At 71.4% G+C, this 11,972-nt stretch carries 12 protein-coding genes and 1 other RNA gene; 2 read left to right on the plus strand and 11 right to left on the minus strand.

Annotated elements, in window-relative coordinates:
• Nucleotide 1: 1 nt before the first annotated feature.
• From murD to rnpB, 9 genes are all read right to left on the minus strand, one after another.
• Complete coding sequence (murD, locus tag KF910_RS08295; RefSeq protein ID WP_292260478.1) at nt 2-1,462, minus strand: UDP-N-acetylmuramoyl-L-alanine--D-glutamate ligase; 1,461 nt, start codon at nt 1,460-1,462, stop codon at nt 2-4.
• Nucleotides 1,459-2,568, minus strand: a complete 1,110-nt coding sequence (gene mraY, locus KF910_RS08300; protein ID WP_292260481.1) for a phospho-N-acetylmuramoyl-pentapeptide-transferase — start codon at nt 2,566-2,568, stop codon at nt 1,459-1,461. The genes murD and mraY overlap by 4 nt, the downstream gene beginning before the upstream one ends.
• Nucleotides 2,569-4,011 carry a UDP-N-acetylmuramoyl-tripeptide--D-alanyl-D-alanine ligase gene (locus KF910_RS08305; protein ID WP_292260483.1) on the minus strand — a complete coding sequence of 481 codons (1,443 nt, stop codon included), beginning with the start codon at nt 4,009-4,011 and terminating at the stop codon, nt 2,569-2,571.
• The gene (locus KF910_RS08310) at nt 4,004-5,473 is read right to left on the minus strand and encodes a UDP-N-acetylmuramoyl-L-alanyl-D-glutamate--2,6-diaminopimelate ligase (RefSeq protein ID WP_292260486.1); all 1,470 of its coding nucleotides are present in this window, start codon (nt 5,471-5,473) and stop codon (nt 4,004-4,006) included. Before KF910_RS08310 ends, KF910_RS08305 begins: the two co-directional genes overlap by 8 nt.
• The gene (locus KF910_RS08315; RefSeq protein ID WP_292260489.1) at nt 5,470-7,248 is read right to left on the minus strand and encodes a peptidoglycan D,D-transpeptidase FtsI family protein; all 1,779 of its coding nucleotides are present in this window, start codon (nt 7,246-7,248) and stop codon (nt 5,470-5,472) included. The genes KF910_RS08310 and KF910_RS08315 overlap by 4 nt, the downstream gene beginning before the upstream one ends.
• On the minus strand, nt 7,245-7,634 hold the full coding sequence (gene ftsL, locus KF910_RS08320; RefSeq protein ID WP_292260491.1) for a cell division protein FtsL: 390 nt from the start codon (nt 7,632-7,634) through the stop codon (nt 7,245-7,247). The genes KF910_RS08315 and ftsL overlap by 4 nt, the downstream gene beginning before the upstream one ends.
• Entirely contained in the window at nt 7,631-8,581 is a 951-nt protein-coding gene (gene rsmH, locus KF910_RS08325) for a 16S rRNA (cytosine(1402)-N(4))-methyltransferase RsmH (RefSeq protein WP_292260494.1), read from the minus strand. The genes ftsL and rsmH overlap by 4 nt, the downstream gene beginning before the upstream one ends.
• Nucleotides 8,578-9,054, minus strand: a complete 477-nt coding sequence (locus KF910_RS08330; protein ID WP_292260496.1) for a division/cell wall cluster transcriptional repressor MraZ — start codon at nt 9,052-9,054, stop codon at nt 8,578-8,580. The genes rsmH and KF910_RS08330 overlap by 4 nt, the downstream gene beginning before the upstream one ends.
• A gap of 286 nt (nt 9,055-9,340) precedes the next feature.
• An RNA gene (gene rnpB, locus KF910_RS08335) (RNase P RNA component class A) lies at nt 9,341-9,755 on the minus strand.
• A gap of 93 nt (nt 9,756-9,848) precedes the next feature.
• Between rnpB and KF910_RS08340 the strand changes: the two genes are divergently transcribed.
• Both KF910_RS08340 and KF910_RS08345 read left to right on the plus strand, forming a co-directional pair.
• Nucleotides 9,849-10,394, plus strand: coding sequence for a hypothetical protein (locus KF910_RS08340; protein ID WP_292260498.1), 546 nt, complete (start codon nt 9,849-9,851; stop codon nt 10,392-10,394).
• Between the two features lie 9 nt (nt 10,395-10,403).
• Nucleotides 10,404-10,889, plus strand: a complete 486-nt coding sequence (locus tag KF910_RS08345; RefSeq protein WP_292260501.1) for a hypothetical protein — start codon at nt 10,404-10,406, stop codon at nt 10,887-10,889.
• Here the strand turns inward: KF910_RS08345 and KF910_RS08350 are convergent.
• On the minus strand, nt 10,886-11,647 hold the full coding sequence (locus tag KF910_RS08350) for an N-acetylmuramoyl-L-alanine amidase (RefSeq protein ID WP_292260504.1): 762 nt from the start codon (nt 11,645-11,647) through the stop codon (nt 10,886-10,888). The two genes, KF910_RS08345 and KF910_RS08350, sit on opposite strands and share 4 nt — an antisense overlap.
• Before the next feature lie 4 nt (nt 11,648-11,651).
• Nucleotides 11,652-11,972: a hypothetical protein gene (locus tag KF910_RS08355; protein WP_292260507.1), complete on the minus strand. Its 321-nt coding sequence runs from the start codon at nt 11,970-11,972 to the stop codon at nt 11,652-11,654.

Below are 11,972 nucleotides of genomic sequence, written 5' to 3' on the forward strand. Positions count from 1 at the left end.
TTCAGCCTTCCTCCGGACGGGCGCCCAGGGCCAGGACGGCGGCGCGGAAGGCCTCGCCCCGGGCCTCGAAGTCCGGATACTGGTCGAAACTGGCGGCGGCGGGACTGAGCAGGACCACCTCTTCGCGGCCGGTGGCGGCGGCGGCCTGGGCCGCGGCGCGGACGGCGGTCTCCATGTCGCCGCTGATGCGGTGCGGCGTGTCTCCCAGAGCCGCAGCGAACGGCCCGGCCGCCTCGCCGATCAGGAAAGCCTCGGTCACGCGCGGGAACAGATCGGACAGGTCGTCGATCCCGCCCGCCTTGGCGCGGCCGCCGGCGATCCAGAAGACGCGGTCGTAACTGGACAGGGCCTGGCGCGCGGCGTCGGCGTTGGTGGCCTTGGAATCGTTGACGAAGCGGACGCGGCCGAGGCGGCCGACCGGCTCCATGCGATGGGCGAGGCCGGGGAAACTGAGCAGGCCTTTCAGCGCCGTGGCGTGATCGACCCCCAGGGCGCGGGCGGCGGCATAGGCGAAGGCGGCGTTCTGGGCGTTGTGGCGGCCGGGCAGGGATCGGGCGGCGGAGAAATCGACGGATTCATCATCCACCGACAGGCGACCGGCCGACGCCCTGATCTGGGCCAGAGGCAGGTCGGCGGTCGAAACCATCCGCGCCCTGGCCCCCAGGGTTTCGGCGATCCCCAGGCCAGCCGCTTCGTCAACGCCGACGAGGGCGGTCGCCCATGGTTTAAGGTTCCGGAATATCCGCGCCTTGGCCGCGACATAGCCCTCCATGCCGCCATGACGGTCCAGATGGTCGGGGCTGATGTTGGTCAGGATCGCCACATCCGGCGCGAAGGTCGTGGTCAGGTCCAGCTGATAGCTGGACACCTCGATCACATAGATCGTGTGGGGAGCGCGGACCTCCAGGTCCGCCTCCGGAACGGCCCCCGCGCCGTCGGCGACATGCGGACCAGGAGGTCCGCGTTCCGGACGCGGAGTCAGGGCCGGCAGGGCCAGGACGCCGATGCCAATGTTGCCGCCGACATGAACCGTCAGCCCCGCCTGTTTCAGCACCCAGCCGATCAGGGCGGTGGTGGTCGACTTGCCGTTGGTGCCGGTGATGGCGACCACGCGCGGCCGGCGGTCCTGCGGCAGGGCCGACAGGGCGCGGGCGAACAGTTCGATGTCGCCGATGACCTCCACCCCCGCGCTCCGGGCCTTATCGACGGTCCAGTGCGGCCTCGGATGGGTCAGGGGCGCGCCCGGCGACAGGACCAGGGCGGCGAAGTCGGACCAGTCGGCGGCGGTCAGGTCCTGAACCGCGAACCCCTCGGCCTGGGCCTGCATGCGACTGGAGACGCTGTCGTCCCACAGCACCGGCTGGGCGCCGCCGGCCTGAAGCGCGCGCGCGGCGGTGATCCCCGACCGTCCCAGGCCGAAGACCGCGACGCGGCGACCCTGGAAGCCGGGGACCGGGATCATCGCAGTTTCAGCGTCGACAGGCCGATCAGGGCCAGCATGGCGGCCACGATCCAGAAGCGGATGACCACGGTCGATTCCGGCCAGCCCAGCTTTTCGAAATGATGGTGGATCGGGGCCATCAGGAAGATGCGCTTCTTGGTGGCCTTGAAATAGGCGACCTGGATCATGACCGAGGCCGCCTCGACCACGAACAGGCCGCCGACGATGCCCAGCACCAGCTCGTGCTTGGTGGCCACGGCGACCGCCCCCAGGGCGCCGCCCAGGGCCAGGGACCCGGTGTCGCCCATGAAGATCTTGGCCGGCGGGGCGTTATACCAGAGGAAGCCGACGCCGCCGCCGATGATGGCCGCCAGGAAGATGGCCAGTTCGCCCGCCCCCGGCACATGGTGGACGCCCAGATACTGGGCGAAGACGAAATTGCCGACCAGGTAGGCGATCAGGCCGAAGGCGGCCGAGGCCATCATCACCGGCACGATGGCCAGTCCGTCCAGGCCGTCGGTCAGGTTCACCGCATTGGAGAAGCCGACGATGGTGAAGGCGGCGAAGGCGACATAGAACCAGCCGATGTTCAGCAGCACGTTCTTGAAGAACGGAAAGGCGATCGAGGTCTCCAGGTTCGGCGAGGTCGGCGACAGGGTCATCCAGGCCACGGTCATGACGCCGGCGATGATCGCCACCACCGTCTGGGCCGCCAGCTTCTGTTTCGAGGTCAGGCCCGCCGAGGTCTGTTTGGTCACCTTGGCGTAGTCGTCGATGAAGCCCAGCACCCCGAAGGCCGCCGTCACGAAGCTGACGATCCAGATATAGGGATTGGTCAGGTCGCCCCACAGGAAGACGGCCACGGCGATGCCGGCCAGGATCATCAGCCCGCCCATGGTCGGGGTGCCGACCTTGCTGAGGTGGGTGACGGGGCCGTCGTCGCGGATCGGCTGGCCCTTGCCCTGCTTGACCCGCATCCAGGCGATGAAGCGGCTGCCCATGGCGACAGCGACGATCATGGCCGTCAGCATGGCCAGGGCGACGCGCACCGTCTGGTACTGGACCAGGTTCAGCAGGGGGTAATCCTGAGCCACGTCGGCGTAGTAGAGATAGAGCAGATAGAACATTCAGACGCTCCCCATCGCGTCGTTCAGGCCATGTCGGCGTTCGAGGTCGGCCCCGAGATTGGCGAGCGCGGCGGCGACCAGGGAGGCCCTCGACCCGTTCGATCCCTTGACCATGACGATGTCGTTCGGCCGCACCAGATCATCGGCGATCTCGGCCAGATCGGCGGCGGTCTCGCGCCATTCGCCGCGCCGTTCGGGGGCCACGGCCTGATGCAGCCAGCGCATCTGGGGCCCGGCGGCATGGACCACCTCGATCCCGGCGGCCTCGATCACATCGGCCAGACCGGCGTGCAGGGCGCGGGCCTGGTCGCCCAGTTCAAGCATGTCGGTCAGGACCACGACGCGGCGGCCGCCGGGCGCGGGGGTGCGGGCGCCCAGGCTCTGGAACCCCGCGCGCATCGACAGCGGATTGGCGTTGTAGCTTTCGTCGATCAGGGTGAAGGCGCCGCCGGGCACGGTCACCCGCCGCGTCTGGCCCCGACCGGCCAGGGGCTGGAAGTCGGCCAGGGCCGCCAGGGCCGTCTCGACCGGCACGTCCAGCGCCTCCAGCATCAGGATGACGGCCAGGCTGTTCAGCCCCCAGTGGAAGCCCGACTGCTTCAGCGGGAAGACATGGGTGCGGCCCCGGATCTCGGCCGTCACCCGGGCGCCGTCAGGGCCGGGGGCGAAGTCGATCAGTCGGGCGTCGTGGCCGATCTCTGACCCGAAGGTGGAGATGCGGCCCCCGGCCTTCAGCGCCGCCGAGCGCAGCAGGTCGCGCCAGGGGTTGTCGCCATTGACCACCGCGACCCCGCCGGGGCCCAGGCCTTCGAAGATGGCGGCCTTTTCCCGCGCGACGCCGGCCTCTCCGTCCGAAAACCCCTCGATATGGACCGGGCCGACGGTGGTGATGCAGGCGGCGTGCGGCAGAACCATCTTCGACAGGGGCGCGATCTCGCCCGGGGCGTTCATGCCGATCTCGAATACGGCGCGTTCGACCGAAGGATGCATGCGCGCCAGGGTCAGGGGCACGCCGATATGGTTGTTGTAGCTCTTTATCGAACTGTGGGCCGGGCCGGCCAGGTCCAGGCCCGCCTTGATCGCCTGGGTCACGCTGGTCTTGCCGACGCTGCCGGTCACGGCGCCGCGGCGGACGTGGGGGGCGCGGTCGCGGGCGGCGGCGCCCAGGGCCTCCAGAGCCTTCAGCGTATCGGGAACCACGATGCAGGGCCCGCCGTCGACCGGCCGTTCGACCAGGGCGCCGACCGCGCCCGAAGCGAAGGCCCCGGCGGCGAACTCATGCCCGTCGCGCGCGCCCTTCAGGGCCACGAACAGGTCGCCGGGGACGATCTCGCGGCTGTTGTAGGCGACGCCGGAGGCCTCGAACGATCCGCCTTCGATCCGACCGCCGACGGCCAGGGCGATCTCGGGGGCCGTCCACAGCGGGCGATGAGCGTCAGGCATGGGCGTTCAGGGTCTCGGCAGCCACGGCGGCGTCGTCGAAGGGATGGGTGGTCCCGCCGACGATCTGACCCTGTTCATGCCCTTTTCCGGCGATGACCACCACATCCCCGTCGCGCATCATCTCGATGGCGGCCGCGATGGCCGCGCGGCGGTCGCCGATCTCCATGGCCTCGGGACAGCCCTTGCGCACCTCGGCGCGGATGGCGGCCGGGTCTTCGGAACGCGGATTGTCGTCGGTGACGATGGCGACGTCGGCCAGCCGCCCCGCCGCCGCGCCCATCAGCGGCCGTTTGACCCGGTCGCGGTCGCCCCCGGCGCCGAAGACGACGATCAGACGGCCGCTGGCGTGGGGCCGCAGGGCGGTCAGGACGGTCTCCAGCCCATCGGGCGTATGGGCGTAGTCGACATAGACCTCGCCCCGGCCAGGGCCGGGAATGCGCTGCAGGCGGCCGGCCGCGCCCTGGATCTTCTCCATGGCCGCCACGACCGAGGCGGGGTCTTCGCCCGCCGCGATGCACAGGCCCGCCGCGACCAGGGCGTTCGAGGCCTGGAAACCGCCCGCCAGGGGCAGCAGCACCTCATGCAGTTCGCCGCGGCAGTCCAGCATCAGCCGCTGGCCCTCGGCGACTGCGCGCCGTTCGATCAGGGTCAGGTCGCGCCCGCGTTCGCCCACGCCCATAACCCCCACGCCCGCCATGATCGAGGCCGAGGCGAAGGCGTTGAAGGCGTCGGAATCGGCGTTCAGCACCGCCGTGCGCCCGCGCGGCAACAGGGTGTCGAACAGCCTGAGTTTGGCCGCGCGATAGGCGGCCATGTCGCCGTGATAGTCGAGGTGATCCTGGGTCAGGTTGGTGAAGCCGGCGGCCTTCAGCGCCACCCCGTCCAGCCGCCGCTGGTCCACTCCGTGCGACGAGGCCTCCAGCGCCAGGTGGGTGACCCCCTGCCCGGCCAGTTCGGCCAGCAGGCGGGCGGCGTCTGCGGCGTCCGGGCTGGTCAGGCCGGGGCCGGTCAGGGCCTGGGCCGCCCCCCGACCCTGATAGACCACGCCCAGGGTTCCCATGCTGGCGGCCTTGCGGCCCAGGGCGGCCCAGATCTGGCGACAGAAGGCGGCGACCGAGGTCTTGCCGTTGGTGCCCGTCACCGCCACGCAGGTCGCCGGCTGGGCGCCGTAGAAGCTGCGCGCCGCGATCGCATAGGCCCGGCGCACATCGCCCGAAGTCACCAGGACCGGCGCGGCGCCGTCCGGGGTGTCGGCGGGAGCCAGGACGGCGGCGGCCCCCTTGGCCAGGGCCTGGGGAATGAAGGCGCGGCCGTCCGACTGGGTTCCCGGCAGGGCCGCGAACAGGGCGCCGGGCGCCACCTTGCGGCTGTCGGCGGTCAGGCCGGTGATGACCGGGTCGGCGGCCACGTCCCGGCGCAGCAGTTCGGACAGTTTCAGCGCGCTTCCGTTCAGGGCCGTCACAGGGCGCCCTCCGCGCGCTGGGCGACCTGGGCGTCCTGCGGCAGGGCCTTGCCGTCCAGGCCGCGCCAGCGGTCGGCCCGACGCTCCACCCCCAGGAAGGGGGCGATGCGGTCGGCGATGCGGCCCACGGCCGGGGCGGCCACGAAGCCGCCGGTGCGCGGATAGTGGGCCGGCTCGTCCACCAGGATGAAGATGGCGTAGCGGCGCGCCGTCACCGGCCCGTCGGCGGGGAAGACGGCGGCGAAGGAGCCCACCGCGTGGGTCGGGTCATAGCGGCCGTTCACCAGTTTGTTGGCCGAGCCGGTCTTGCCCCCGACGCGCAGGCCCGGCGCCTCGGCCCGGCCGCCCGATCCGCGCACGACGTTGCGGCGCATCAGGTCCAGCATGGTCAGGGAGGTCTGTTCCGACACCACCTGGCGGATCTGGGGATTGCGCGCCCCGCCCTTGCGCAGGCTGAGCGGCACATAGCGGCCGCCGTTGGTCAGGGCGCCGTAGGCGGCGACCAGTTGGGCCGGGGTGATCATGGCGCCATAGCCGAACGACAGGGAGGCCAGGGTGGAATCGTCCCAGCGGCGCGGCACGGTCGGGCGGGCGCTTTCCTTCAGCTCCATCGGGGCGGCGTTCAGCAGGCCCAGACGCTGGAAATAGTTGCGCATCACGTCCGGCCCCATCTCGACCGCCAGGCGCGAGGTGCCGATGTTGGACGAGTGGAGATAGACCTCCTCCAGCGTCATCACCTTGTTCTGGGCGTGGAAGTCGGTGATGCGGCGATTGCCGATCATGAAGGGCTGGGAGGCGTCGAACAGGGTGTCCATGTCGGCCCGGCCGGTATCCAGCCCCGCCGCCACGGTGAAGGATTTGAACACCGATCCCATCTCGTAGTGGGCCGAGGTGAAGCGGTTCAGGGTCGCCCCTTCGGGCGCCGCGCCGCGCCGGTCGCGGTCGAAGGTGGGCCAGGAGGCCATGCCCAGCACCTCGCCCGTGTGGACGTCGGTGACCACCCCCACGGCGCCCCGCGCCCCATTCTCCAGTGCGGCGGCGGCCAGTTCGTTCTCAAGCACCCCCTGGACCCGCAGGTCTATGGACAGGACGAAGTCCTGGCCCGCGCGGCCGGCGGCGCGGATTTCATCGTTGAAGGCCAGCTCGGCGCCGGAGACCCCCTCCCCGCCGGTGTCGGCGAGGCCGATCAGATGCTCAGCCGAGGTTCCCAGGGGATAGACGCGCCGGTCCTCCGGCTCGAAGGTCACCCCGCCCAGCGCCAGGGCGTGGACGGAGGCCTTCTCGGACGGGGTCAGGCCGGGCATGACGATCAGGCGGCGCTCGCCGTTCAGCACCCGGTTCAGGCGCGACCAGGACACGCGCGGCAGGGCGCGCTTGATCTGGCGGGCGGCGGCGGCGCGGTCCCAGACCTCGGCCGGGTCGATGTAGAGACCGTAGTGGGTGATGTTGGTGGCCAGCAGGCGGCCGTCCCGGTCCACCAGGTCGCCGCGCACCAGGGCGTTGGGATTGGCCCCGCCGGCGAAGCGCCCGCGGTCGGCCAGGAGGGCCGCATGGGCCGCGCCCAGGGCCAGGCAGACGAAGACCGCCGAGAAGACGCTCATGATCAGGAAGATGCGGACGCGGGTGTCCTCTTCCGGCCGGGCGTCGGCGCGGGCGCGTTCGAAGGCGTGCTCCAGCCGCCAGATCAGTTCGGCGATCCAGCGCCAGCCGGGCGCCAGCCGCCGCGGCGCGGGGTTGGACACGGGCGGCCAGGCGTGGGGATCGTGCACGCTCATTGGCCGGCCTCCGGCTCGGTCGGGGCGGCGGGGGCGGGGGCGACGGCGCGCACGGCCGGATCGGGGGCCAGTTCGGTCAGGGCGGCCTCGCCGGCCTGACGCCGGGAATCCAGCGGCGCCATGCCGATGCCGCGCGACAGGGCCTCCAGCCGGGCCGGCTGCTCCAGCCGGGTCACCTCGGCGCGCAGGAGGCGGACGCGCTCGCGGTTGGCCGAGATTTCGCGCTGCAGGTCGCCGATGCGGGCGCTTTCGCGGGCGGCGGCGGCCTTGGCCACATAGACCGACAGAATCATCAGGGCGACGCAGACCACGCCGATGATCTCGACCCAGCGGACGCCGCGGATCTTCCAGTCGAACAGGCGCTGGACGGGGTTCAGGGCGCTCATGCCGCCGCCCTCCAGGCCGGGGCGTCGGTGCGGACGGCGGCGCGCAGCCGGGCCGAGCGGGCGCGGGGATTGACGGCGCGTTCCGCCTCTCCGGCCTCTCTCGCGCCCTTGAACTGCAGGGTGAAGCTGGGCCGGCGGGTGTCGACGGCGACCGGGGCATGGCGCGAGCCGCCGGGCGTATTGCCGGTGCGTTCGGTCAGGAACTGTTTGACGATCCGGTCTTCCAGCGAATGGAAGGTGACGACCGCCAGCCGCCCGCCGGGCGCCAGGGTCGCCTCGGCCGCCTGAAGCCCGCGCGTCAGCTCGCCCAGTTCGTCGTTGACCGCGATGCGCAGAGCCTGGAACACGCGGGTGGCCGGATGGATAGGCGCGCCGCGACGGCCGCCGACGGCCTTTTCGATGGTTTCCGCCAGATCCAGGGTGCGGGTGAAAGGCGTCTCGGCCCGGCGGCGCAGGATGACGCTGGCGATCCGGCCCGACTGCCGCTCTTCGCCATACAGTTTGAAGATATGGGCCAGGGGGCCGTGGTCCCAGCCGTTGACGATGTCGGCGGCGCTTTCGCCTTCACCGGACATCCGCATGTCCAGAGGCCCGTCGCGCAGGAAGGAGAAGCCCCGCTCGGCCTGGTCCAACTGCATGGATGAGACGCCGATGTCGAAGACGGCGCCGTCCAGCCGCGCCTGGCCCGTCCCGGCGAAGGCTTCGGACAGGCCCGAGAAGGGGGTGCGGACCAGCTGGAATTTGCCCGGGAAGTCTGCAGCCACGGCCTCGGCGTGCGGCTGGACCGTCGGGTCGCGGTCCAGGGCGATGACGGTGGCCCCGGTCGCCAGGATGGCGCGGGTATAGCCGCCGGCGCCGAAGGTGGCGTCGATCATCACATCGCCTGGCGCGGGGGCCAGGGCCTGGATCACCTCGGCCAGCAGGACGGGGGCGTGGGGGCCGCTCATTGCCCGCCCCCCTCGACCTTCAGCTGGGCCGCCAGGCGCAGGGCGCCCAGCTGGGCCATGCCGTCCTTGGCCGCCTGACGCTGTTCGGCGCGGCGAGCCGCCCATTTGTCGCGGTTCCAGATCTGGAACCGGTCGCCCAGGCCGACGATCATCACCGTCTCGCCCAGCCCTGCCTCGGCGCACAGGCCTTCCGGCAAGGTGATCCGTCCGCCGCCGTCGAAGGCCAGTCGCGTCTGTTCGCCCAGCACCTGCCATTCCAGGGACGACCGTTCCTTGGACCCGAACGGCAGGCCGCGGATCATTTCCAGATAGGTGGCCAGCAGGTTGTCGCCGCCCGCCTCCAGGCAGTCGGCCTCGATGGAGGGGAAGCAGAAGATGCGGGCGTCGGCGCCATTGTCTGCGGTCCGGAACTCCTGGGGGATCAGGAGCCGGCGCTTGCCGTCCAGCTGTTTCTCGAAGGTCGAGAAAAACACGCCCTGCCCCACCGGGCCGCCCGGCCCGCTCCCTTCAGAATCCCGTCGTCAGATGGCGACGCAGCCCCAGTTCATGAGACTGGGATAGCATGGGATCAAATGGGTCTCAATGGGAATGGTTGACGCGATTTAACCAAGATTGGGCTGTGGCGGACTGGTCACGCCCGGCGCTATACTGGAACAAACATGGAACATTGAAGTATTCACACCCTGTGGAGCGATCATGCGCCGCCTTGTCGCCCAAGGGGTTAACGGGCGCCGCGCCTGGGGATGGGATGGGGAGGAAAATGCCAGACGGCCTGTAAGCCGGGTTCTGTTCCGTTCCGAAAAACGGCGACGATCATTCCTCTGGGCCGGCCCTTGCGGACCGGCTCTCGCGACCAACCCGGGCGTCTCGGGCGGTGAACCCTGCGGACCGAAGCCCGCGCGACGCCCCTATTCGGTCTTGCTCCAGGCGGGGCTTGCCATGCCGGTCGCGTTGCCGAGACCGCGGTGGGCTCTTACCCCACCCTTTCACCCTTGCCCGCGCCGAAGCGCCGGCGGTTTGCTTTCTGTGGCGCTATCCCTCGGGTCGCCCCGGGCGGAAGTTATCCGCCGCCTCTTCACCGTGGAGCCCGGACTTTCCTCCCTCCTTCGCCGAGGCCTCGGAGGGCAGGCCCTGCGTAGCTTCAGCGGAGCAGGGCGACCGCCCGGCCGTCTGGCGCGCGACAGATGCGCCCGAGGCCCGCCCAGGTCAACCGGGGTCGTCAGGCGGCGTCAGTGGCGGCGGATCGGCGTTCGGCTAGGCTGATCTCATGATCCCGTTCGTCGCCGCCCTTCTGCTGGCCGCCGTCCAGACTCCCGCCGACGAGGCGCGGATGCAGCGGATCGGGCCGCATGTGTCCGCCTGCATCCGGGGCCAGGCCGCGCAGGGCGAGCTGATCGAGGCCTGCGCCGAGCGGCTGGCCGCCCGCGCCGAGGTCGTCGCCGCCCGCCGCGCCGAGGAGGAAGCCGAGGCTCTGCGCCTGTGGGGCGAGCCCTGCGACCCTCTGGACGAGGTGACCGGCCATTGCCCGGCCGAGAAACGCATGGCCAGCCACGCCCGCGCCTGCATCGACCGCCGCCCCGACGATCAGACCCTTCAGGACTGCGTCGCCGGCCGCGAGGCGGCGGGCGAACGCTATGACCACTGGGCCGAGAGTGTTCAGGCCCGGCGGCAGGCCGAGGCCGCGCGGGCCGAACCCGAGCCGGATCCCGACCCGGCCGCCGACCGAAACGGCTGCCGCCGCGAACGGGTGATCAGCCCGGACGGGCAATCCGTCTCCTATTCCTTCGCCTGCAACCGCTCCTGGACCCGCTGAGGCCTGCCCATGCTGATCTCGATCCTGACCCTGACGGGATTCATGGCGCTGCAGGAGCCCGCGCCCGCCGCTGCGCCGGCGACCGAGGCCGAGAGGGCCGCCGACCTGCGCGCCCGCGCCGTGGTCCGCTGCCAGACCACTCCGCGCGGCCAGGGCGAAAGCGTCGAAGCCTGCGCCGAGCGGCGGGTAGCGGCCCTGATGGGAACCTATGGCACGACCGCCGGGGCCCTGGCCGCCACCGCCGGCTGGGTTACGAATGAGGCGGGCCCGGCGAGGGGCCCTTTGGGCTTTCCCACGCTGGCCGACGGCCTGGCGCCGGAGAGGCGGGCGTTTACCCCGCCCGACCGGACCTATCAGCCGCCGCAGCCGCGCTGCCGCCGGGAATCGACGCGTAGCGAGGACGGCAGCTCATCCTCCAGCACCCTGATCTGCGGCAACGGCGGGGCGGCCGAAGAGGCGGCGCGGCGCATGCTGGACAATGTAATGGGGAACTAGAGAACCCCGGTCGTGCTCTCGGCGCTGGCCAGTTGCAGCAGGCCGACCAGGCGGGCGCGGGTCTCGCCGTCGGCGATCCCGTCGATGTTGGACGGCCGCCAGTGGCGCTGGAAGGCGGTGACGGTCAGGCGCGTTTCCTCGTCATAGTCGCCGCCCGGCTTCAGCCCATAGCCCAGCCGGTGCAGGCCCGCGCGCAGCACGATCACCCCCATCCCCTCGTCGCCCGGCGACAGGGGGGCGCCTAGGGCGGCGACGCGTTCGGCCGCCGGCTCGAACCACAGGCCGTGCCCCGCCCCCGCCAGCTGCTTCCACGGAAACAGTTCGCCGGGGTCCTGCTTGCGCTCGGGCGCCAGGTCGGAATGGGCGATGATGCGGGCGTCGGGGATGGTCCACCGCGACCGGATGTCGGCGACCAGGGCGATCACCGCCTCGATCTGATCGTCCGGGAAGGGGCGATAGCCGAACGCGTGGCCGGGATTGACGATCTCAATGCCGATGGAGGCGGCGTTGCAGTCGGTCTGCCCCTGCCAGGCGCCGCGCCCGGCGTGCCAGGCGCGCCTTTCCTCGGCCACCAGCCGCAGGATCGAGCCGTCCTCGTTGACCACATAGTGGGCCGAGACCTTGGCGTCCGGGTCGCGCAGCCGGGCCACGGCCTCATGGCCCGTCTTCATGCCGGTGTAATGCAGCACCAGCATGTCCGGCGGCGCGCGCCGCTGGTCGAAATTGGGCGACGGGGCCTCGAGGAGGGTCGGAGCCATCGGCTCAGCGCGACTGGCGGTCCCAGCCGTAGGCGACCCAGGTCCCGCCCACCTTCTGGGCCTCGATGACGTCGGCGTCGCCGGCGCGGCGGCGCGGCTGGGCGTTGCGGCGCGCGCGCAGGGCCAGGCCGGCGAAGAAGACCACCACACCGGCGCACAGGGCGAAGACGGCCACGGCGGCGGCGGTGAAGACGGCCAGGACGGCGCCGAAGACCAGGGCGGCGGCCGAGGCGACCAGTCCGGCCAGCCAGACGAACGGCGCCAGCAGGCCCGAGGGCCGGCGGCCGGCCATGCCGATCCGGACGAAACCGTCAGACTGGGTCAT

It is taken from the genome of Brevundimonas sp. (genome assembly GCF_019636155.1).
Taxonomy (GTDB): Bacteria; Pseudomonadota; Alphaproteobacteria; order Caulobacterales; family Caulobacteraceae; genus Brevundimonas.